Source organism: Microvirga splendida, from assembly GCF_016427565.1.
GTDB classification, from domain to species: domain Bacteria; phylum Pseudomonadota; class Alphaproteobacteria; order Rhizobiales; family Beijerinckiaceae; genus Microvirga; species Microvirga splendida.
On the sequence record NZ_JAELXT010000029.1, the window covers coordinates 26,593 to 47,592 of the forward strand.

The window sequence follows — 21,000 nt, forward strand, 5'->3', positions numbered from 1 at the left end:
GAGACGAAACCGAATTAAGGAGCGACCTCGATGGCTATCAGTGCCAACAGGCTTGAACTCTTGCAGATCGCCGATGCGGTCGCCCGCGAGAAGGTGATCGACAAGCAGATCGTCCTCGACGCCATGGCGGACGCCATCGCCAAAGCGGCCCGGTCGCGCTACGGCGCCGAGACCGACATCCACGCGACGATCGACCCGAAGACCGGCGAGTTGCGCCTGTCGCGGCATCTTCTCGTGGTCGAGGACGGCGCGGTGGAGAACGACTCCCGCGAGATCACCCAGGCCGAGGCCCGCACCCGCCACAACCCGGCGGCCCAGGTGGGCGACGTGATCGCCGACACCCTGCCGCCCTTCGATTTCGGCCGCATCGCGGCGCAATCGGCCAAGCAGGTGATCGTCCAGAAGGTGCGCGACGCCGAGCGCGACCGCCAGTACCAGGAATACAAGGACCGCATCGGCGAGATCGTCAACGGCGCGGTCAAGCGCGTCGAGTACGGCAACGTGATCGTCGATCTCGGCCGTGGCGAGGCGATCATCCGCCGCGACGAGCTGATCCCCCGCGAGACCTTCCGCCCCGGCGACCGCATCCGCGCCTATCTCTTCGACGTGCGCCGCGAGGCCCGCGGGCCGCAGATCTTCCTGTCCCGCACCCACCCGCAGTTCATGGCGAAGCTCTTCGCATCCGAAGTGCCGGAGATCTATGACGGCATCGTCACGGTCCAGGCCGTGGCCCGCGACCCGGGCTCCCGCGCCAAGATCGCCGTGATCTCGCGCGATTCCTCCATCGACCCGGTCGGCGCCTGCGTCGGCATGCGCGGCTCCCGCGTCCAGGCGGTGGTGGGCGAGCTCCAGGGCGAAAAGATCGACATCATCCCCTGGTCCCCGGATCAGGCGACCTTCATCGTCAACGCGCTCCAGCCGGCCGAGGTGGTCAAGGTGGTGCTCGACGAGGAGGCCGACCGCATCGAGGTGGTGGTGCCCGACGACCAGCTGTCGCTCGCCATCGGCCGCCGCGGCCAGAACGTGCGTCTGGCCTCGCAGCTCACCGGCTGGGACATCGACATCCTGACCGAGGCCGAGGAGTCCGAGCGCCGCCAGAAGGAATTCGCCGAGCGCACCGAGCTGTTCATGAACGCGCTGGACGTGGACGAGGTCGTGGGCCAGCTCCTGGCTTCGGAAGGCTTCCGGTCCGTCGAGGAAATCGCCTATGTGGATGCCGGTGAAGTGGCTGCCATCGAGGGCTTCGACGAGGACACGGCCGCCGAGATCCAGAGCCGCGCGCAGGAATATCTCGCCCGCATCGAGGCCGAGAACGACGCCCGCCGCCAGGAACTGGGCGTCTCCGACGACCTGAAGGAGATCGACGGCGTCACCACCGCCATGATGGTGGCTCTCGGCGAGAACGACATCAAGAACGTCGAGGATCTGGCCGGCTGCGCCACCGACGATCTCGTCGGCTGGACGGAGGGCCGCGGCCCCGAGGCCACCCGCTACAAGGGGGCCCTGGACGGCTTCGACGTGTCCCGTGCGGATGCGGAGAACATGATCATGGCCGCCCGCGTGAAGGCGGGCTGGATCGAGCAGCCGGAAGAGATCGTTGAGACCGAGGGATCGGCCGAAGAGGCCGAGACCGAGGCTCAGCCCTCTTAACGGCAATGGTTAGCGCATCGTGCGGAAAAGTGGTCCCGGTTTTCCGCGCCCAACGATGCGCAGGGAAAGGAAATGAGCATCGGATTGGACCCAAAAGTGGTGTCCACTTTTGGGTCCGATGCTCGGAGCGAGGTCAGCATTCGTGCCGCGGCATGAACCGGAGCGCACCTGCATCGTCACCCGCGAGGCCCAGGGCCCCGCGGGACTGATCCGCTTTGTCCTCGGGCCCGACCACCAGGTCGTGCCCGATCTCAGGCACAAGCTGCCGGGCCGCGGCGTCTGGGTCACGGCCCGCGCCAGCATGGTGGAAGAGGCGGCCAAACGTCGCCTCTTTTCCCGCGCCTTCAAGACCGAGGCCAAGGTTCCGGAGACCCTGGCCCAGGATATCGAGCGCCTTCTCCGGGACGATCTCCGTCAGGGCCTGGCGCTGGCCAACAAGGCGGGATCGGTGATCACCGGCTTCCACAAAGTCGAGTCGGCCATCACGGATAAGCCCATCGTTGCCCTTATTCATGCCGCAGAGGCGGCCGAAGATGGGCGAAGAAAATTGGCGAACCCGTTGCGAAAACGCCTCGGCGAGGCAATATCTAGCTTTCCGGTCATCCAAGAATTGTCGAATGACGAATTGGATTTGGCATTAGGCCGGTCACATGTGATACATGCTGCCCTCGTCGCGGGCGCTGGGAGCGACGGCTTTCTGAACCGCTGGCATCGTTACCGCCTCTTTCGCGGCATCGGCGCCGATCAAACTGGCCTCGAAAACGAGACCGGCGAACCCAAGACTATGAAACCCGCAGGAACTGAGGCGGAATGACCGATACGAAAAACCAGGGCGACAAGACTCTTCATGTGTCGTCCAAGACGCTTTCTCTGAAGCGCCCCGTCGAACAGGGCGTGGTGCGCCAAAGCTTCTCCCATGGCCGGTCCAAGTCGGTGGTGGTCGAGACGGTGAAGCGTCGCCCTGCTGTCGGCCCCGGTAGTGGGGCCAAGGACGAAAAGCCCGCGCCGCAACAGGCAGCGGCCCCTGCGGCTGCGCCCAAGCCAGCCGCTCCGACGCCGAAGCCGGCGGCCCCCGCCCAGGGCGGACGTCCGCAGCGTTCCGCTCCCAATACGCCCCGCTCCGGCGGCATGGTGCTGCAGACGCTCTCCGAGCAGGAGCGCGATGCCCGCATGAACGCGCTCGTCGATGCGCGCCGCCGTGACGAGGAAGACCGCAAGAGACAGGCCGAAGAGGCAGACCGCCGCGCCGAGCGCGAAGCTGCCGAGGCCAAGGATCGCGAAGCCGCCGAGGCCCGCAAGCGCGAGGAAGACGAGCGCCGCCGTCAGGACGAGGAGCGCAAGCGCCGCGCCGAGGACGAGGCTCGCCGCCGCCTGGGCGAGGAGGCTCCCCGTCAGGCTGCAGGCTCCGCTCCGGCAGCCCGCACCGGCGCCCCGCGCCCGGAGGGTGGCCGCTTCGACGGTCCTCGCCCGGATCGCCCCCGTTCGGATGGCCCGCGTCCCGCCGGCGCCCGTTCCGACGGCCCGCGCACCGGCGCTCCCCGTTCGGACGGTCCGCGTTCCGGCGGCTTCAGCCGCCCCGGCGTCGGCACCACCGGCGGCCGTCCGCCGAGCCTGAACCACATGGCGCGCCCGGCTGCGCCGGTCGTGCCCGATCCGGAAACGGCAAAGCCCCATGCCCGCACGGCTCCCCCGGCTGCCGCCCGCGCTGCCGTGGTGGATGACGAGGAGGGCGCACGCACCATCCGCCGTCCGGGCGTCGCGGCCAAGCCCGCGGCCCTGCCGAAGACCCCCAAGGCGGCTCCCGGCGAGGAGAAGCGCCGCGGCCGTCTGACCCTGGCCAACGCGACCTCGGGCGAGGAAGAGCGCACCCGCTCGCTCGCCGCCTTCCGGCGCCGCAACCAGCGTCTCATGGGCCACCGTCAGGTGGAGCAGAAGGAAAAGATCGCCCGCGAGGTGACGATTCCGGAGACGATCACCATCCAGGAGCTCGCCAACCGCATGTCGGAGCGCGCCGTGGACGTGATCAAGTTCCTGATGAAGCAGGGCGAGATGCACAAGATCACCGACGTGATCGATGCCGATACCGCGCAGCTCGTCGCGGAAGAGCTCGGCCACACGGTGAAGCGCGTTGCCGAATCGGACGTCGAGGAAGGCCTGTTCGACACGCCGGACGTGGACGAGAACCTCGAGTCCCGCCCGCCGGTCGTGACCATCATGGGCCACGTCGACCACGGCAAGACCTCGCTGCTCGACGCGATCCGCAAGACCAACGTGGTGTCCGGCGAAGCCGGTGGCATCACGCAGCATATCGGCGCCTATCAGGTGACCTCGCCGCTCGGCGGCAAGATCACCTTCATCGATACGCCCGGCCACGCGGCCTTCACGGCCATGCGCGCCCGCGGCGCCAAGGTGACGGACATCGTGGTGCTGGTGGTGGCGGCCGATGACGGCGTCATGCCGCAGACCATCGAGGCGATCAACCACGCGCAGGCGGCCGGCGTGCCCCTGATCGTGGCGATCAACAAGGTGGACAAGCCCGACGCCAACCCGCAGCGGGTGCGCACCGAGCTGCTGCAGCACTCCATCGTGGTCGAATCCATGGGCGGCGAAACCCTCGAGTTCGAGGTGTCGGCCAAGACCGGCGACGGGCTTGAGAGCCTGCTCGAGGGCCTTCAGCTCCAGGCCGAAATCCTCGACCTCAAGGCCAATGCCGAGCGCTCGGCGGAAGGCACCGTCATCGAGGCCAAGCTCGACCGCGGCCGCGGTCCCGTGGCCACCGTTCTCGTGCAGCGCGGAACGCTCCGCACCGGCGACATCGTCGTGGCCGGCGCCGAGTGGGGCCGCGTGCGTGCCCTGATCAACGATCTCGGCGCCAACGTGAAGGAGGCAGGTCCCTCCGTCCCGGTGGAGGTTCTGGGCTTCAACGGCACGCCCGAGGCCGGCGACCGCGTCGCGGTGGTCGAGTCCGAGGCCCGCGCCCGCGAGGTCACCGAGTACCGCACCCGCCAGAAGCGCGAGCGCCAGGCGGCCCGCATGGGCTCCGCCGGACGCACGCTGGCCGACATGATGCGCGACCTCAAGGCCGGAGCCGGCCGCAAGGAGTTCCCGCTCGTGGTCCGCTCCGACGTGCAGGGCTCGGCGGAAGCCATCGTCGGCGCCCTGGAAAAGGTCGGCAACGAGGAAGTGGCCGCCCGCATCGTCCAGGCCGGCGTCGGCGGCATCTCGGAATCCGATGTCACCCTGGCGGAAGCCTCGGGCGCCATCATCCTCGCCTTCAACGTGCGTGCCCACAAGGAAGCGCGCGAGGCGGCCGAGCGCGCCGGCATCGAGATCCGCTACTACAACATCATCTACGACCTCGTGGATGACGTGAAGGCGGCGATGTCCGGCCTGCTGGCTCCGACGCTCCGCGAGGAGCGGCTCGGCGAGGCGCAGATCCTCGAGGTGTTCAACGTGTCGAAGGTCGGCAAGATCGCCGGCTGCCGCGTCCTCGACGGCGTGGTCCAGCGCGGCGCCCATGTCCGCCTGATCCGCGACAACGTGGTCATCCACGAAGGCAGGCTCTCGCAGCTCAAGCGCTTCAAGGACGATGCCCGCGAGGTCACGTCCGGCCAGGAATGCGGTATGTCCTTCGAGAACTACCAGGACATGCGCGTCGGCGACCTCATCGAGTGCTACCGCGTGGAAGAGGTGAAGCGGTCGCTCTAAGCCGCTTCTGATCTTCTCACCATCTGGAACATCTCTCATGGTCGGGTCATTCCCGGCCATGATCCCTTTTGAACCGTCCGGTCCAACCCCGGAGATGAAAAATGGCCAAACGTTTCGAACAAACCACCGGACCCTCCCAGCGCCAGCAGCGCGTGGCCGAACTCGTGCGCCATGCGCTCGCCGAGGTCCTCTCCCGCGGCGACCTGCAGGACGACGTGCTGACGAAAAACGTCATCACGATTCCCGAAGTGCGCATGTCGCCGGATCTCAAGCTCGCCACCGCCTACATCATGCCCCTCGGCGGCAAGGATGAGGAAGCGGTGCTCAAGGCCTTGGAGAAGAACAAGAAGCACCTGCGCCAGGAGGTCGCCCGCCGGGTGAACCTGAAATTCGCCCCCGACCTGCGCTTCCGCCGCGACGAGAGCTTCGACGAGGCCGCACGGATCGATGCGCTCCTGCGCACCGAGCGGGTGGCCCGCGACACGGGCAGATCCAGCCTCGACATTTCCGACGACGACAGCGAGCAGGATTCATGAGCGACGAACGCCCGCAGCGGAGGCCCCACGGGGACCGACCGAAGAAGCGCGACGTCAATGGATGGATCATCCTCGACAAGGGCGTCGGCATGACCTCGACCCATGCGGTCGCGGTGGTCAAGCGCGGCCTCTCGGCCAAGAAGGCCGGGCACGCCGGCACCCTCGACCCGCTCGCCTCCGGCATCCTGCCGATCGCTCTCGGCGAGGCGACCAAGACCGTGCCCTTCGTCATGGACGGGCGTAAATCCTACGTGTTCACCGTCGCCTGGGGCGCTGAGACCACCACGGACGACACAGAGGGCGAGGTGGTCGAGCGCACGGACAGGCTGCCGGAGCCGGGCGAGATCGAGGCGTTCCTGCCCCGTTTCACCGGCCAGGTGCAGCAGGTGCCGCCGCGCTTTTCCGCCATCAAGATCGCGGGCGAGCGCGCCTACGACCTCGCCCGCGACGGCGAGGTGGTGGAGCTTCAGCCGCGCACGGTCGAGATCGACCGACTTGCCCTCATCCACCATGACGGCAACCGCTCGGTGATCGAGGCCGATTGCGGCAAGGGAACCTACGTGAGGGCCATCGCCCGTGACCTCGGCCGGGCGCTCGGCTGCCTCGGCCATATCGCGGCGCTCAGGCGCACCCGCGTCGGTCCGTTCACGGAGCATGACGCCGTGACGGTCGACGATGTCGCCACCGCTCCCGAGGCCCTGCGGCCGGTGGAGACGGCGCTCAGCGAAATTCCGTCGATTGCCGTCAGCCGCGACATGGCCGGCCGCCTCATGCGCGGCCAGTCCATCATCCTGCGCGGCCGCGAGGCGCCGCTGTCCGGCAAGGTCTATGCCACCTGCAACGGCGTGCTCATCGCCGTCGGCGACGTGGAGCGCGGCGAACTCGTGCCGCACCGGGTGTTCAACCTGGGGGGTTGATCCATCCTCACCACTGTCATTCCGGGGCGGCCATAGGCCGAGCCCGGAATGACAGTGAGAAGCGTTTCAGAGACGGCAATGGCCGGGACGAGCCCGGCCATGACGTTCATGAATTGCGCTGGACCTTACCGGTCGGCCTTCTGGCCCTGCGCCGAGCGCATTAGGAATTTCTGGGTGATCGGCTCGATCATGTCGTAAACCGCCTGGGCGGTCTTTTCCTCTTCGCGCAGGCTCTCCTGGAGCGCCGGGATGAACTTCTGGTTCCCGGACGCCTCGGCCATGACGATCAGGGACTTGTAGGTCGCGATCTCGAAGTTCTCGAAGGCGTGGTTGGCGAAGGTGTTCTTCAGAACCTCGTCGGCCATCGGCATATGGCCGGCCGCCGCCAGGTTGGCCATGAACTGGGTGGCCATGTCCTTCAGGATCGAGCGGTCGGCGCCGAAACTGTGCAGGGCCTCGTCGAGGCGGCGGATCTGGCCTTCCGTCTCCTTGATGTGCCTGCGCAGGAGGTCCGACATTTCCGGATAGTTCTCGAAGCGCTCGACCTGCCGCTCCATGAGCTGAATGGCTTGCTTCTCAAGGGCGTGGGCGTTTTCCAGGCCCGTGATGAAGATGTTCCGGATGTCCTCCGAGGACGTAAGGTCGGCCATGCCTGTGGTGGCGCTCATGATGTCAGCTTCCTCTCTTGGGGTCTCTGGTTCACCAACCGTAACCTGGAAAACTAGTTCCGCCGGGAGCGGCCCAATCGGCGCATCTTATTGCTCCGCTTGAGAAAAACGATTTCACTGGCACTCGGGCGCATTTCGTGTATGGTGCGCCATCTTTTTGAAGGCGTATGCCCCGAAAGACGCGTCCGAGTTCGGACCGCGCTGGACGACATCCCGGCCCGGCCCTTCCGGATGCCCCGGACCCGAAGCCCTGAGGGCCAAGGTCTCCTTACAAAACCAACCTGAAAGGACTGACGATGTCGATTACGGCTGAGCGCAAGAACACGCTCGTGAAGGAATTCGCCCAGAAGGCTGGCGATACCGGCTCCCCCGAGGTGCAGGTCGCCATTCTGACCGAGCGGATCAACAACCTGACCGGTCACTTCAAGACCCACAACAAGGATAACCACTCCCGTCGTGGCCTCCTGAAGATGGTGTCGGCACGCCGTTCGCTTCTCGACTACCTGAAGAAGAAGGACGAGAGCCGCTACCGCACGCTGATCGAGAAGCTCGGCATCCGCCGCTAAGCTTTTCACCGACTTCCGTCCGGAGCCCGGCTCCGGACGGCCTCTACACCGGTCAAGACCAGACGGTCCCGGTGTACTCTCAAGGAGGCGGCAGACGCGATGACCATGGCAGGATCGCAAGAGACTTGTGCAGGCGGATCGAACCCGCCGCGGAGTCTCTTGCCGTCTTGCTCATGGCATCGAGCCCCCGCCCCGACTGTCATGAAAGACTGAACGCATGTTCGATACTCAACGCGAAGAACTGATCTGGGCCGGCCGCAAGCTCGTGCTCGAAACGGGCAAGATGGCCCGCCAGGCCGACGGCGCCGTCGTCGCCACCTACGGTGAGACCACCGTCCTCGCCACCGTCGTCTCGGCCAAGGAGCCGAAGGCCGGTGTCGACTTCTTCCCGCTCACGGTGAACTACCAGGAGCGCACCTATGCCGCCGGCCGCATCCCGGGCGGCTACTTCAAGCGCGAAGGCCGTCCGACCGAGAAGGAGACCCTGGTCTCCCGCCTCATCGACCGCCCGATCCGCCCCCTCTTCGTCGAAGGCTACAAGAACGACACTCAGGTGGTCGTGACCGTGCTCTCGCACGATCTCGAGAACGATCCTGACATCGTCGGCATGGTGGCGGCTTCCGCCGCTCTCACCCTCTCGGGCGTTCCCTTCATGGGTCCTGTGGGCGCCGCCCGCGTCGGCTACATCGGCGGCCAGTACAAGCTGAACCCGCCGCTGCAGGAGATGGACCAGACCTCCCTCGACCTCGTGGTCGCCGGCACCGCCGACGCCGTGCTCATGGTCGAGTCCGAGGCGAAGGAACTGGCCGAGGACGTGATGCTCGGTGCCGTGATGTTCGGCCACAAGCACTTCCAGCCGGTGATCGAGGCCATCATCCGCCTCGCCGAGAAGGCCGCCAAGGAGCCGCGCGACTACCAGCCGGCCGATATGTCCGAGGTCGAGCAGGCCGTTCTGGCGATCGCCGAAAAGGACCTGCGCGAGGCCTACAAGATCACCAAGAAGCAGGACCGCTACGCTGCCGTCGACGCCGTGAAGGCGAAGGTGATGGCCGAGCTTCTCCCCGCCGACGGCGAACCCAAGTTCGAGCCCGAGAAGGTCAAGGCGGCCTTCAAGGAAGTGCAGGCCAAGGTTGTGCGCTGGAACATTCTCGACACCGGCTCCCGCATCGACGGCCGCGACCTCAAGACCGTTCGCCAGATCGTCTCCGAGGTCGGCGTTCTGCCCCGCACCCACGGCTCGGCCGTGTTCACCCGCGGCGAAACGCAGGCTCTCGTGGTGGCGACGCTCGGCACCGGCGAGGACGAGCAGTTCATCGACCAGCTCGAGGGCACCCGCAAGGAAACCTTCCTGCTGCACTACAACTTCCCGCCCTATTCCGTCGGCGAGACGGGCCGCATGGGCTCGCCCGGCCGCCGCGAAATCGGCCACGGCAAGCTCGCCTGGCGCGCCATCCACCCGATGCTGCCGGCCGCTCACGACTTCCCCTACACGATCCGCGTCGTCAGCGAGATCACCGAGTCGAACGGCTCCTCGTCGATGGCTTCCGTCTGCGGCGCTTCGCTGGCGCTGATGGATGCGGGCGTGCCCCTGCGCCGTCCGGTGGCGGGCATCGCCATGGGCCTCATCCTCGAGGGTGAGCGCTATGCGGTCCTGTCCGACATTCTCGGCGACGAGGATCACCTCGGCGATATGGACTTCAAGGTGGCCGGTACCGAGCAGGGCATCACCTCGCTCCAGATGGACATCAAGATCGCCGGCATCACGGAAGAGATCATGCGCGTCGCGCTGGACCAGGCTCAGGCCGGCCGCACGCACATCCTCGCCGAGATGAACAAGGCGCTCACCGCACCGCGCGCCGAGCTCGGCGAGCATGCTCCGCGCATCGAGACCATGCAGATCCCGGTCGACAAGATCCGCGAAGTCATCGGTTCGGGCGGCAAGGTCATCCGCGAGATCGTGGAGAAGACCGGCGCCAAGATCGACATCAACGACGACGGCCTCATCAAGATCGCGTCGGCCGACGGCAAGTCGATCAAGGCGGCCTACAACTGGATCCGCTCCATCGTGGCCGAGCCCGAGATCAACACGATCTACGAGGGCACGGTGGTGAAGGTGATGGAATTCGGCGCCTTCGTGAACTTCTTCGGTTCCCGCGACGGCCTCGTCCACATCTCGGAGCTTGCCAAGAACCGCGTCGGCAAGGTCACGGACGTGGTCAAAGAAGGCGACAAGGTGAAGGTGAAGTTCCTCGGCATGGACGAGCGCGGCAAGGTCCGTCTGTCCATGAAGGTGGTCAACCAGGAGACTGGCGAAGACATCACCGAGCAGCTCAAGGCCGAACGCGACGCCGAGCGCGCCCAGCGCGACCAGCAGAAGGCTGCCGGCGAGTAATTCGCTTCACAGAACTGGAAACGGAAAGGGCGGCTAAAGCCGCCCTTTCTTTTTACTTATTTGGCTTCGTCGGCCGACGTTCTGTGACAGTTGTCTTCGGGTTGGATTTGACAGTCTTTGAACTGACAAAGCGCCCTGAGACCGCGCTACGATGAACAGTCACCGTCTTCTTACTCATAGCCGCCTCCCTGCTGAACCATGACAAGTGCCAGTGGATGACGCTTGCCTGACTTCACTTCGGAAATACGGCCCTGATTGAAGCCGAAATACGCAGCAATATCGTGTTGGAACTCGCCGCGAAGAAGCCGCCGATGAATTTCGACAGCCTCATCAAATGTGGGAATGCGGCTCCCACTGCGCCTTTTGCTCATTTTCACCTCCGTGATTGAGCGGAGCGCAGTCGTGAACCAATGCTCAGAATTTGAGTTGACACTGGAGTCCACATGGACTCTCAATGCACAACGCAAACCACCACGTTTGCATCAGCCGCCCCACGACTGCTATCGCTGGGCTAGGGCTTCCGAACCGCTCAGAGGTACCAGCTCTGGGCGGTTCTTCTTATCCTTACCTAGATTCGTATTTTCGATACGAGCCCTACGTCAAGAACTTGTCTTCCACTAAGTAGTTCCATGTGCAGAGTTGTGCATGATATTGGGAAACGTGGGTAGCTGCGGAAATTCCTATAAACCTTTGAGATATAAGCCGAAAAATCTCAATTCGCATCTGACGAAGAAGATTTAGGCCTGTTAGTTACTCACTATATATCCACAGAATGCACATACAGTTGTGAATAACAGTCAGCGCTTTTCCGCGAATCAGAAACCGCTAGACCACCTCTAATTTATTAGCGAACTTCTACCCAAGGCATCGAATAACTATACAAAATGTATATCACTACTGTTTAGAAAACTAAGGCCTTAACTTAGCTTTTGGCTCCACTAAACGTTTTGAAATTACACCTGAGCAACAGCAGCTATAATCACCTTCAGGATCACCGCCCCAAACTCCCCGCTTCCGGAATGATCCAGCTCCCCAAGGGCGCTGCGCGGCCGCGGATGGAGACGATCTGGCGGTTGCGGTCGGAGAGGTCGAGGCCGGCCAGGGTGGCGAGGTCTTCGGAGATCACCAGTTCCACGTCGAGTTCCTTGGCCAGCCCCTCCAGGCGGCTCGCTGCGTTGATGGTGTCGCCCACCGCCGTCAGGCTCGTGGCCTGGCCGTAGCCCATCTGGCCGACGATGGCGGGGCCTGCGTGGAGGCTCATGGCGATCCTCAAGGGGTGCTCGAACTCGCTGGCGTAGTCTTCGTTGAGGCGGGCGAGCCCCGCCTTGATCCTGAGCGCCGCATCGAGCGCCTGCCGGGCCGCCTCCTGCGGGGTCGTGCGCAGGCCGAACAAGGCCAGAACCCCGTCGCCGATGAACTTGTCGATATAGCCGCCCGCATCCTCCACCGCCTCGCCCACAGCCTCGAAATAGCGGTTGAGAATGAACACCGTGTCGAAGGGCAGGCGCTTCTCGGTGAGGCTCGTGAAGCCGCGCAGGTCGCAGAACAGCACCGCGACCTCGCGCTCCTGCCCCTGGGCGCGCCCGGCGCGCACCAGGGCCGTCATGCCGTTGCGGCCCGTGGACAGGATCGGCACCACCGTGACGCTCCGGCTCGGGCGGAACTGGCAGGCGAGCCTCACATTGGGGCCGGCCTTGATGCGCGCCAGCGTGCCCCGCTCCTGGGCAGTCGGCGGCGGCTGGCCCTCGGCGCCCTCGATCACCCGCACCCGGCAGGTGGAGCAGCGGCCCCGTCCGCCGCAGACCGAGATGTGCGGAATCCCGGCGATGCGGCTTGCCTCCAGCACGCTGAAGCCTGCCGGCACGGTGGCGACCTGATCGTTGGGATACCGGATCTGGACCCGCCGCGACCACAGGTTTGCGCTGCGGATCAGCCGCGCTGCGAAGGTGGCCGCCAGCAATCCGCCGAAGACGGCATAGAGCCCTGGACCGACCAGGGGCAGCAGGTCGGAGGCGGGAGCCGCCCGGGTGGCGAACCGCTCCGGCGCCCCGGCGATCTCCTGGCCGGCCTCGGCAAAGCCGAGCAGGGCGAAAACGGGTCCGAGCACGGCCGCCGTGTACAGGAGCAGCGCGTAAGCGGGAAACCACGGCTTCGGGCGCAGCCAGAAATAGACGCCGAGGCATCCGTGGAGCCACGCGATGACCAGGGCTGCCGCCTGCCGGGCTCCGACCTCGGGGCTGAGAAGCCAGAGATTGCGCACCACCTCGGGATAGCCGGAATCGTGACCGGTCAAAGTCCACTCGATCCGGGTTCCCGTCACATGGCCGATCAGGAGAAAGGGCAGGCTCAGGCCTAAGATCAGCTGCGCCGCCTCGCGGACAGGCATGCGCAGGGTCCGGCGCCGATAAAGGGCCTGAAGCGCTAGCCCGAAGTGCAGCAGAAGGGAGCCGTAGAGGAGGGTTGTGCCGACCGGGTTGCGCCACAGGCGGTTGAACCAGGCGCGTCCGGCCTCCATCGCCTCGACCGAGACGAGGCCCAGGGCGTGGTTGCTGAAATGGGTCAGGAGAAAGGCTGCGAGCACGAGCCCCGAAGTGAGACGGATCTCCCGCCAGGGGATGCGAGGGCCGGGCGCCGCCGCTTCGGATGCCGGTCTTGTCTCGGTTTGCTTCATGGACGGTGACCGTTCGCGATCCTGCATCGGGGGCTTGCCTTGGCTATGCAGGTGCAGCCGCACGCGCCAATGTCAAATCACACTCCCTGGACGGGAACGGCAAACCGTTTATTCCCGGACGGACAGAACCCGGTCGCGAATCATGTCCCACACCATCACCAGCCTCGGCGAACTCGAAGCGCTCTACGGCGAGGTCAACAGGGCCTCGCTCCTGAAGGAGGCGGACCGGATCGTGCCGGAATACCGCGCCCTGATCGAAGCTTCCCCCTTCGCGGCTCTGGCCACACGGGGGCCTGAAGGGCTCGACTGCTCGCCCCGCGGCGACGGGCCGGGCTTCGTGCGTGTCTTAGACGACAAGACCCTGCTCCTGCCCGACCGGCGCGGCAACAACCGCATCGATTCGCTGCGCAACATCGTGCAGGACCCGGCCATCGCGCTGCTCTTCCTCATTCCCGGCATCGGCGAGACCTTAAGGGTGAACGGGCGCGCGGTGATTTCCGTCGATTCGGAATTGCTCGAGAGCTTTTCCATCGACGGCAAGGCGCCGAAATCGGTGATCGTGATCACGGTCGAGACGGTGTTCTTCCAATGCGCCCGCGCGATTCTGCGCTCGGAGCTGTGGAACCCGGCCCGCCACGTGCCGCGCGAGAGCCTGCCGAGCGCCGGGCAGATGCTGGCCGCGCTCACCAATAATGAGGCGGGCGGTGAGGCCTACGACCGGGCTTTGCCGGAGCGGCAGCGCACCACTCTCTATTGATGACTTGACCTTCGCTCCCCTGCCCCCGAAAAGGCAGGTCTCGTTTTCGTAAAGTGAGGCTCAAGGACAATCCATGACGATCCAGCGCATCAAGCCCGGCCCGCGCATGAGCGGCGCCGTCGTTCACGGCAACACCGTCTATCTCGCAGGCCAAGTCGCTCATGAGAGCGCAGGCAAGAGCGTCACCGAGCAGACGAAGGAAATCCTGTCCATCATCGACAGCCTGCTGGCTGAAGCCGGCACCGACAAGTCGAAGATCCTGATGGCCAACATCTGGATCACCGACATGGGCACGTTCCAGGAGATGAACGCCGTGTGGGATGCCTGGGTGTCTCCCGGCAACACCCCTGCCCGCGCGACCGTCGAGGCGAAGCTCGCGACCCCGGCCTTCAAGGTCGAGATCGCCGTCATCGCGGCGAAGTAAGGTCACCAAAAAAGAAGCGGGCCAGATGGCCCGCTTCGTCTATTTGATGCCGTGCCGTACTTACGGGCAGGGATGGCGCTGGCCATCGTAGCCCAGATAGGTGCCCGAACGCGGATCGTAGGACTTGAACCGCTGCGAGCAATAGGCGTGGTTCTGGTTATAAACCGGAGCGGCCTGAGCCTGCGACTGGGCGAGCGCGCCGCCGATGATGGCGCCGGTGGCGAGACCCAGAGCGCCGGCCGCCAGGGCATCGCCGCGGTCACGGCGGTAATAGCGACGGTCGCCGTAATAGCGGCGGTTCGGATAATAGCGACGCTCCACATAGCGCGGGCTGCCACGATAGACGCGGCGCTCCACCACGCGGGGGCTGCGATAGTAGCGGCGTTCCACATACTGCGAATAATCGGTGTTCACGCTGCCGTTCTGAATGGCCGCGACAAGCTCGTTGACAGGCGCGGTCTGCGCCTCGCCGGCGGAAGCCGGAGCGGCAAGGCCGAAGGTGCCGAGTGCGGCCGTGGCAGCCACAGCCATGAAGAATTTACGCATGGAATCACTCCTCCATTGTTGGGAGGCGAACGCGGAAGGGCGCATCTCGTTCCGAATTTCGGCAATTTCGGATTATCTTTCGCGGGACCGTGAGGAACGAAGATCGTCGGGCACGGCGTCTGGCCTAACCGGCGAAACCCGCCTTCCCTCAACCCTCCCCTGCCCGGTCGGGCAGAGATCCAGCACCGCGCAGCGGTGGCAGGCCGGGTTCTTGAAGAAGCAGCAACGCTGGCCGTGCAGCATCATGACCTCGTGGTGGTCATAGACCTGTTGCGCGTCCCACTCCTCCGGCAGAAGCGCTGCGAGCGCCGCATGGGACGGCCCGACCGCCGCCGACAACGGGATGAGGCCCGTGCGTTGGGCGACTCGATGATGGTGGCTGTCCACCGGAAGCGCCGCCTTGCGCAGCACCGAGAAGGACAGCACCGCCGCGCTCGTTTTCGGGCCGATGCCGGGGATGCTCTCGAGCCAGGCCCGCGCTTCCTCGACCGGCATGTCCTTCAAGAAGTCGAGCGAGAGGCTGCCGTGGCGCTCCTCGATGGCATGCAGCACCGCCTGCAGGCGCGGCGCCTTCTGGTCCGGCCAGGTCACGCCCTGGATCGTCGCCTCCACCTCGTCCGTCGGCGCATGCATCAGCGCACGCCAATCGGCATAGCGGACTCGGAGCGCCTTGAAGGCGCGGCCGGAATCCGCATTGCGGGTGCGATGGGACAGGAGCGAGGAGATCAGCTCGCTCAAGGGATCGAGGGTGTGGAAATACGGGATTGGGCAACCGTAGACCGCGCAGAGGCGCTCATGAAGGGCGAGCGCCTTCGCTTTCAGATCCTGCAGGTCCGGATTCATCCCGATGCAAGTCGCGAATCGGCAGGGTGGTTCCACGCCTTCGCGGCCATCCCTCCAACCTCATCCTGAGGAGCAGCCGTGAGGCTGCGTCTCGAAGGATCATCCAGTGCTCTCTGGATTCTCCTTCGAGACGGTCACTGACGTGACCTCCTCAGGATGAAGATTGTATTTCTTAAGACGTGGATGGCCGGCACAAGGCCGGCCATGACGTGAGAGGGTGTCATTCCCGGAAGGACACGTCAGCGGAGGGAAAGGGAATCCACCAGAACTGCTTCGCCATGGATCCCCTTCCCGCACTGCGTGCGCCGGGAATGACAGCGACACGTTACAGAATAAACCGGCTCAGGTCGGTGTTCTTCGCCAGTTCCTCCACCTCGCCGCGCACGTAGCCGGAATCGATGGTCACCGTTTCGCCGGAGCGGTCGGGCGCCGTGTAGGACACGTCGTCGAGCACCCGTTCCAGCACCGTCTGCAGGCGGCGCGCGCCGATGTTCTCGACGGTGTTGTTCACCTCGACGGCCACTTCGGCCAGCGCATCGATGGCATCGTCCGTGAAGACGAGATCGACGCCTTCCGTCTTCATCAGCGCGACGGATTGCTTGATGAGGCTCGCCTCCGTCTCCGTGAGGATGCGGCGGAAATCGTCGACCGTGAGCGGCGAGAGCTCGACGCGGATCGGCAGGCGGCCCTGCAGCTCCGGCAGCAGGTCGGACGGCTTCGACACGTGGAAGGCGCCGGATGCGATGAACAGGATGTGGTCCGTCTTCACCGACCCGTATTTCGTCGACACGGTGGTGCCCTCGATCAGCGGCAGCAGATCGCGCTGCACGCCCTCGCGCGACACGTCCGCGCCGGTGCGGCCCTCGCGGCCGCCGGCGATCTTGTCGATCTCGTCGAGGAACACGATGCCGTTGTTCTCCACCTGGCGCAGGGCTTCCTGCACGATGGCGTCCTGGTCGAGCATCTTGTCGGCTTCTTCCGTCACCAGCGGATCGTAGGCCTCCCGCACCGTGGTGCGCCGCGTCTTGGGCCGGCCGCCGCCGAAGGCCTTGCCGAACATGTCGGAGAGGTTGATCGCGCCGACAGATGCGCCCGGCATGCCGGGGATCTCGAACATCGGCATCCCCTGCCCTCCGCCCGATTGCAGCTCGATCTCGATCTCCTTGTCGTCGAGTTCGTTGGCGCGCAGCTTGCGGCGAAACGAGTCGCGGGTCGCGGCGCTCGCCGTCTGGCCGACGAGCGCATCGAGCACGCGCTCCTCGGCCGCCACATGGGCCTTGGCCTGCACCTGACGGCGGCGCTCCTCCTTCACCAGGCCGATGCCGATCTCCACGAGGTCGCGCACGATCTGCTCCACGTCGCGGCCCACATAGCCCACCTCCGTGAACTTGGTGGCCTCGACCTTGAGGAACGGCGCGCCCGCGAGCTTGGCGAGGCGGCGGGAGATCTCTGTCTTCCCGCAGCCCGTGGGGCCGATCATCAGGATGTTCTTGGGCGCCACCTCTTCGCGCAAGCTCCCTTCGAGCTGCTGACGGCGCCAGCGGTTGCGCAGGGCAATGGCGACCGCGCGCTTGGCGTCGTTCTGGCCGACGATGTAGCGGTCGAGTTCGGAAACGATTTCGCGGGGGGAAAAGGTGGTCATGTCTTTTGTCTTCCGGTGTCATCCCCGGCCGGAGGCAGCGAAAGCTGCTGGAGGGGAAGGGGATCCACAATCAAGGCGCTTCGTGTCTGGATCCCCTTCCCGGCCGCTTCGCGGCCGCCGGGGATGACACGGTGAGTTTTACGCAGCGTCCAACGTTTCGATCACGATGTTCGAATTGGTGTAGACGCAGATCTCGGCCGCAATGCCGAGCGACCGGCGCACGATGGCCTCCGGGTCGGTCTCGTATTCGGCGAGCGCTCTTGCTGCCGCGAGCGCATAATTGCCGCCGGACCCGATGGCCATGATGCCGTTTTCCGGCTCCAGCACGTCGCCGGCGCCGGAGAGCAGCAGGCCCACCTCCTTGTCGGCCACCAGCATCATGGCCTCCAGGCGGCGCAGGTAGCGGTCGGTGCGCCAGTCCTTGGTGAGCTCGACGCAGGCGCGGGTGAGCTGGCCGGGATATTGCTCGAGCTTGGCCTCGAGGCGTTCGAACAGGGTGAAGGCGTCGGCCGTCGAGCCGGCGAAGCCGCCGATCACGCTGCCCTTGGACAGGCGGCGGACTTTTTTCGCATTGCCCTTCACCACGGTCTGGCCGAGGCTGACCTGCCCGTCGCCGCCGATGACGACACGGCCTCCTCTCCTGACCATGAGGATCGTGGTGGCATGCATGCGGGGGGTGGCGTCTTCGGACAAGGCAGGGCTCCGGCAGGGCAAAGGACGGTCATCGGCAACTCGCGCCTCACAAGCCCACCAGAAGCCTCATCCTGAGGAGGACCGTCAGGTCCGTCTCGAAGGACGAGGCGTCTCCAGTGCTCTCTGGACCCTCCTTCGAGACGCAGCTTTCGGCTGCTCCTCAGGATGAGGGGGTGTTTGGTAGACGCCTGAGGCCTGACTTAATCACTGATCGGCCAAAAGCAACGCGGGTGGCGTTTCTCCCCGCAGCTTGCTAGAAGGCCTCGTCTCTTGTTCCGCAAAGGATTGTGATGATGCGCTCCGCGAGCGTTAGCCGTCGTACCGCCGAGACCGATATCGCCCTGTCGATTGCCCTCGATGGCACCGGCAAGGCCGAGATCTCCACCGGGGTCGGCTTCCTCGACCATATGCTCGAACTGTTCGCCCGACACGGTCACTTCGACCTGACCGTGAAGGTGACCGGCGACCTGCATGTGGACCAGCATCACACGACCGAGGACACCGGGATCGCGCTCGGTCAGGCCATCCTGAAGGCGCTTGGCGATAAAAAGGGCATCAGGCGCTATGCCGACATCCATCTGCCGATGGACGAGACCTTGACGCGCGTGGCGCTGGACATCTCGGGCCGCCCCTTCCTGGTGTTCCGGACCACCTTCCCCACGGAGAAGATCGGCGTTTTCGACACCGAGCTGGTGCGCGAGTTCTTCCAGGCGTTCGCCATCAATGCGGGCCTGACGCTCCATGTGGAGACGCTCTACGGCGAGAACAGCCACCACATCGCCGAGAGCTGCTTCAAGGGCGTGGCACGGGTCTTGCGTCAGGCCGTGGCACTGGACCCAAGGGAAGAGGGGCGCGTTCCCTCCACCAAGGGCACGCTCTAAGTCGATAACGCATCGTGCGGACCCAGCGGGCCGCGCCAGCGAAAAGTGGGCACCGGTTTTCCGCGCCAAACGATGCGCCATCTTAGGAATTGAGCATCGGATCAATCCCAAAAGTGGAGACCACTTTTGGGTCCGATGCTCGAAGAGACGCCTTTTCGGCCGGGACGATCATCGTCGCCTCACCGGACAAGGTCTGAGGAAACGTCGCAATGACCACCTATACCCTGCACCTCCCGCGCGATGCGCGGCCGGGTGATCCGAGCGCTTTGGACGAATCCGAACTCGTGAAGGATGCGTTCTCCTGGGGCGCCTTTATCTTCACCTTCCTGTGGTTCTTCGTTCATCGGCTGTGGCTCGCCGGCCTTGCCGTGCTGCTCGTCGTCCTCGCCTTCGGCGGCATCATGGCCGTGCTGGACGTGCATCCGCTCGCCGGCACCATTGCCCAGCTCCTGCTGCAGAGCCTGATCGGCCTCGAGGCCAACAGCCTCCGGCGCTGGACCCTGGCCCGTCGTGGCCGTCCCGCGGTCGATGCTGTGACGGCCGCCGACCATGACGAGGCGGAGGCCAAGGCCTTCGCCCGCTGGCTCGATCCCAGGTCCGCCCCCCTGCCCCGCAATCCGGCGCCGTCGCCGATCCTGTCCACCCCGAGGCGGTCCGAGCCGGTGATCGGCCTCTTCCCCGATGCGGAGCGTCCCCGGTGAGCGTCGTCATCATCGATTACGGGTCCGGCAACCTGCACTCCGCCGCCAAGGCTTTCGAGCGGGCGGCCCGGGAGGCGGAACTTGACCTGGCTATCACAGTCTCGTCCGACCCGAATATTGTCGCCAAGGCCGACCGGATCGTGCTGCCGGGCGTCGGCGCCTTCGCCGATTGCCGCCGCGGCCTCGATTCCGTGCCCGGCATGGTGGAGGTGCTGCAGCGCCGGGTCCATGAGGATCACCGCCCCTTCCTGGGGATCTGCGTCGGCATGCAGCTCATGGCGACCCGGGGCCTCGAGCACACCACGAGCTATGGCCTCGACTGGATCCATGGCGACGTGAAGACCATCGAGCCCAAGGATCCGAGCCTGAAGATCCCGCATATGGGCTGGAACACCCTGGAGCTGGCAAAGCCGCATCCGGTCCTCGACGGCATCCCCACCGGGCCGGACGGCCTGCACGCCTATTTCGTGCATTCCTACGCCCTGTCGCCGAACGATCCGGCCGACGTGGTCGCCACCACCGATTATGGCGGATCGGTCACGGCCATCGTCGGGCGCGACAATCTCGTCGGCACCCAGTTTCACCCCGAAAAGAGCCAGGCCCTCGGCCTCAAGCTCATCGCCAATTTCCTAAGGTGGCGCCCGTGATCCTTTATCCTGCCATCGACCTCAAAGAGGGCCGCTGCGTCCGCCTGATCCAAGGCGACATGGACCAGGCGACCGTGTTCAACGACTCCCCCGTCGATCAGGCCGCCACCTTCGAGACCCAGGGCTTCGAGTGGCTGCACGTGGTCGATCTCGACGGAGCCTTTGCCGGCAAGCCGATGAATGCCGCGGCCGTGGAGGATATCCTCAAGCGCATGAGCATTCCGGTGCAGCTCGGCGGCGGCATCCGCGACATGAAGACCGTCGAGGGCTGGCTCGCCAAGGGCGTATCCCGGGTGATCATCGGCACGGCGGCGGTGCGCGATCCGGACTTCGTGCGCGAGGCGGCGCGCCTTCATCCGGGCAAGATTGCCGTGGGCATCGACGCCAAGGACGGGCTCGTCGCCGTGGAGGGCTGGGCCCAGACCTCGACCCTCTCGGCCGAAGAGCTCGGCCGCCGGTTCGAGGATGCCGGTGTGGCCGCCATCATCTACACGGACATCGCCCGCGACGGCATCCTGAAGGGCCTCAACTTCCCGATGACCTTAGGATTGGCCCGCGCCGTCTCGATCCCGGTGATCGCCTCGGGCGGCTTGGCCTCCATGGCCGATATCGAGCGCCTCACCCAACCCGACTGCGCCGTGCTCGACGGCGCCATCTCCGGCCGCGCGCTCTATGACGGACGCATTGATCCGGTTGAGGCGCTGGCGCTGTTGAAGAAAGTGCCCGCTTCATCCTCCCCTTGAGGGGGAGGGTCGACG

20 protein-coding genes are annotated in these 21,000 nt (G+C 65.4%); 13 read left to right on the top strand and 7 right to left on the bottom strand.

What is annotated here, in order from left to right; translation table 11 throughout:
• The first annotated feature begins 30 nt into the window (after positions 1-30).
• The 5 genes from nusA (at position 31) to truB (ending at position 6,811) form a co-directional block, all read left to right on the top strand.
• On the top strand, positions 31-1,650 hold the full coding sequence (gene nusA / locus JAO75_RS19960; RefSeq protein ID WP_199050901.1) for a transcription termination factor NusA: 1,620 nt from the start codon (positions 31-33) through the stop codon (positions 1,648-1,650).
• A gap of 118 nt (positions 1,651-1,768) precedes the next feature.
• Positions 1,769-2,464: an RNA-binding protein gene (locus JAO75_RS19965; protein ID WP_210340335.1), complete on the top strand. Its 696-nt coding sequence runs from the start codon at positions 1,769-1,771 to the stop codon at positions 2,462-2,464.
• Entirely contained in the window at positions 2,461-5,358 is a 2,898-nt protein-coding gene (infB, locus tag JAO75_RS19970; protein ID WP_199050903.1) for a translation initiation factor IF-2, read from the top strand. Before JAO75_RS19965 ends, infB begins: the two co-directional genes overlap by 4 nt.
• A 101-nt stretch (positions 5,359-5,459) precedes the next feature.
• The gene (gene rbfA / locus JAO75_RS19975) at positions 5,460-5,894 is read left to right on the top strand and encodes a 30S ribosome-binding factor RbfA (protein WP_199050904.1); all 435 of its coding nucleotides are present in this window, start codon (positions 5,460-5,462) and stop codon (positions 5,892-5,894) included.
• Positions 5,891-6,811, top strand: coding sequence for a tRNA pseudouridine(55) synthase TruB (gene truB, locus JAO75_RS19980; RefSeq protein WP_199050905.1), 921 nt, complete (start codon positions 5,891-5,893; stop codon positions 6,809-6,811). Before rbfA ends, truB begins: the two co-directional genes overlap by 4 nt.
• A gap of 125 nt (positions 6,812-6,936) precedes the next feature.
• Here the strand turns inward: truB and JAO75_RS19985 are convergent, their stop codons facing one another.
• Positions 6,937-7,479 carry a ferritin-like domain-containing protein gene (locus tag JAO75_RS19985; RefSeq protein WP_199050906.1) on the bottom strand — a complete coding sequence of 181 codons (543 nt, stop codon included), beginning with the start codon at positions 7,477-7,479 and terminating at the stop codon, positions 6,937-6,939.
• Between the two features lie 296 nt (positions 7,480-7,775).
• Between JAO75_RS19985 and rpsO the strand changes: the two genes are divergently transcribed.
• Together rpsO and pnp are read left to right on the top strand one after the other, a co-directional pair.
• Positions 7,776-8,045, top strand: coding sequence for a 30S ribosomal protein S15 (gene rpsO / locus JAO75_RS19990; RefSeq protein WP_199050907.1), 270 nt, complete (start codon positions 7,776-7,778; stop codon positions 8,043-8,045).
• A gap of 217 nt (positions 8,046-8,262) precedes the next feature.
• Positions 8,263-10,437 carry a polyribonucleotide nucleotidyltransferase gene (gene pnp / locus JAO75_RS19995; protein ID WP_199050908.1) on the top strand — a complete coding sequence of 725 codons (2,175 nt, stop codon included), beginning with the start codon at positions 8,263-8,265 and terminating at the stop codon, positions 10,435-10,437.
• 170 nt (positions 10,438-10,607) lie between these two features.
• On the opposite strand, the gene JAO75_RS20000 is transcribed toward pnp, so the two are convergent.
• Entirely contained in the window at positions 10,608-10,808 is a 201-nt protein-coding gene (locus JAO75_RS20000; protein WP_199050909.1) for a hypothetical protein, read from the bottom strand.
• Positions 10,809-11,428: 620 nt separating this feature from the next.
• Entirely contained in the window at positions 11,429-13,108 is a 1,680-nt protein-coding gene (locus JAO75_RS20005) for an adenylate/guanylate cyclase domain-containing protein (RefSeq protein ID WP_199050910.1), read from the bottom strand.
• Between the two features lie 142 nt (positions 13,109-13,250).
• On the opposite strand from JAO75_RS20005, the gene JAO75_RS20010 reads away from it, so the two are divergent.
• Complete coding sequence (locus tag JAO75_RS20010; RefSeq protein ID WP_199050911.1) at positions 13,251-13,865, top strand: pyridoxamine 5'-phosphate oxidase family protein; 615 nt, start codon at positions 13,251-13,253, stop codon at positions 13,863-13,865.
• Between the two features lie 73 nt (positions 13,866-13,938).
• A complete protein-coding gene (locus tag JAO75_RS20015) occupies positions 13,939-14,289 on the top strand; it encodes a RidA family protein (protein WP_036349533.1) in 351 nt (116 codons plus the stop codon).
• Between the two features lie 60 nt (positions 14,290-14,349).
• Here the strand turns inward: JAO75_RS20015 and JAO75_RS20020 are convergent, their stop codons facing one another.
• The 4 genes from JAO75_RS20020 to hslV all read right to left on the bottom strand — a co-directional run bounded on the left by JAO75_RS20020 (position 14,350) and on the right by hslV (position 17,989).
• On the bottom strand, positions 14,350-14,835 hold the full coding sequence (locus JAO75_RS20020) for a BA14K family protein (RefSeq protein WP_246742616.1): 486 nt from the start codon (positions 14,833-14,835) through the stop codon (positions 14,350-14,352).
• A gap of 72 nt (positions 14,836-14,907) precedes the next feature.
• Positions 14,908-15,678: an endonuclease III domain-containing protein gene (locus tag JAO75_RS20025; protein WP_199050912.1), complete on the bottom strand. Its 771-nt coding sequence runs from the start codon at positions 15,676-15,678 to the stop codon at positions 14,908-14,910.
• Positions 15,679-16,003: 325 nt separating this feature from the next.
• Entirely contained in the window at positions 16,004-17,320 is a 1,317-nt protein-coding gene (gene hslU / locus JAO75_RS20030; protein WP_199050913.1) for an ATP-dependent protease ATPase subunit HslU, read from the bottom strand.
• Positions 17,321-17,458: 138 nt separating this feature from the next.
• Positions 17,459-17,989: an ATP-dependent protease subunit HslV gene (gene hslV / locus JAO75_RS20035; RefSeq protein WP_199050931.1), complete on the bottom strand. Its 531-nt coding sequence runs from the start codon at positions 17,987-17,989 to the stop codon at positions 17,459-17,461.
• 317 nt (positions 17,990-18,306) lie between these two features.
• Here hslV and hisB point away from each other — a divergent pair, with 317 nt between their 5' ends.
• The 4 genes from hisB (at position 18,307) to hisA (ending at position 20,985) form a co-directional block, all read left to right on the top strand.
• A complete protein-coding gene (gene hisB, locus JAO75_RS20040) occupies positions 18,307-18,894 on the top strand; it encodes an imidazoleglycerol-phosphate dehydratase HisB (protein WP_199050914.1) in 588 nt (195 codons plus the stop codon).
• Between the two features lie 209 nt (positions 18,895-19,103).
• Positions 19,104-19,595 carry a DUF2628 domain-containing protein gene (locus tag JAO75_RS20045; RefSeq protein WP_199050915.1) on the top strand — a complete coding sequence of 164 codons (492 nt, stop codon included), beginning with the start codon at positions 19,104-19,106 and terminating at the stop codon, positions 19,593-19,595.
• Positions 19,592-20,242: an imidazole glycerol phosphate synthase subunit HisH gene (gene hisH / locus JAO75_RS20050; RefSeq protein WP_199050916.1), complete on the top strand. Its 651-nt coding sequence runs from the start codon at positions 19,592-19,594 to the stop codon at positions 20,240-20,242. The genes JAO75_RS20045 and hisH overlap by 4 nt, the downstream gene beginning before the upstream one ends.
• Positions 20,230-20,985: a 1-(5-phosphoribosyl)-5-[(5-phosphoribosylamino)methylideneamino]imidazole-4-carboxamide isomerase gene (gene hisA / locus JAO75_RS20055; RefSeq protein ID WP_199050917.1), complete on the top strand. Its 756-nt coding sequence runs from the start codon at positions 20,230-20,232 to the stop codon at positions 20,983-20,985. The genes hisH and hisA overlap by 13 nt, the downstream gene beginning before the upstream one ends.
• The last annotated feature ends 15 nt before the right edge of the window (positions 20,986-21,000 follow it).

Coding starts and splice junctions, on each gene's coding strand:
- JAO75_RS20015 (WP_036349533.1), top strand. CDS start 13,939: ATGACGATCCAGCGCATCAAGCCCGGCCCGCGCATGAGCGGCGCCGTC.
- hslV (WP_199050931.1), bottom strand. CDS start 17,989: ATGCATGCCACCACGATCCTCATGGTCAGGAGAGGAGGCCGTGTCGTC.
- JAO75_RS19985 (WP_199050906.1), bottom strand. CDS start 7,479: ATGAGCGCCACCACAGGCATGGCCGACCTTACGTCCTCGGAGGACATC.
- pnp (WP_199050908.1), top strand. CDS start 8,263: ATGTTCGATACTCAACGCGAAGAACTGATCTGGGCCGGCCGCAAGCTC.
- hslU (WP_199050913.1), bottom strand. CDS start 17,320: ATGACCACCTTTTCCCCCCGCGAAATCGTTTCCGAACTCGACCGCTAC.
- JAO75_RS20020 (WP_246742616.1), bottom strand. CDS start 14,835: ATGCGTAAATTCTTCATGGCTGTGGCTGCCACGGCCGCACTCGGCACC.
- JAO75_RS20010 (WP_199050911.1), top strand. CDS start 13,251: ATGTCCCACACCATCACCAGCCTCGGCGAACTCGAAGCGCTCTACGGC.
- JAO75_RS20005 (WP_199050910.1), bottom strand. CDS start 13,108: ATGAAGCAAACCGAGACAAGACCGGCATCCGAAGCGGCGGCGCCCGGC.
- hisB (WP_199050914.1), top strand. CDS start 18,307: ATGCGCTCCGCGAGCGTTAGCCGTCGTACCGCCGAGACCGATATCGCC.
- JAO75_RS20045 (WP_199050915.1), top strand. CDS start 19,104: ATGACCACCTATACCCTGCACCTCCCGCGCGATGCGCGGCCGGGTGAT.
- nusA (WP_199050901.1), top strand. CDS start 31: ATGGCTATCAGTGCCAACAGGCTTGAACTCTTGCAGATCGCCGATGCG.
- infB (WP_199050903.1), top strand. CDS start 2,461: ATGACCGATACGAAAAACCAGGGCGACAAGACTCTTCATGTGTCGTCC.
- rpsO (WP_199050907.1), top strand. CDS start 7,776: ATGTCGATTACGGCTGAGCGCAAGAACACGCTCGTGAAGGAATTCGCC.
- JAO75_RS20000 (WP_199050909.1), bottom strand. CDS start 10,808: ATGAGCAAAAGGCGCAGTGGGAGCCGCATTCCCACATTTGATGAGGCT.
- rbfA (WP_199050904.1), top strand. CDS start 5,460: ATGGCCAAACGTTTCGAACAAACCACCGGACCCTCCCAGCGCCAGCAG.
- JAO75_RS19965 (WP_210340335.1), top strand. CDS start 1,769: ATGCTCGGAGCGAGGTCAGCATTCGTGCCGCGGCATGAACCGGAGCGC.
- truB (WP_199050905.1), top strand. CDS start 5,891: ATGAGCGACGAACGCCCGCAGCGGAGGCCCCACGGGGACCGACCGAAG.
- JAO75_RS20025 (WP_199050912.1), bottom strand. CDS start 15,678: ATGAATCCGGACCTGCAGGATCTGAAAGCGAAGGCGCTCGCCCTTCAT.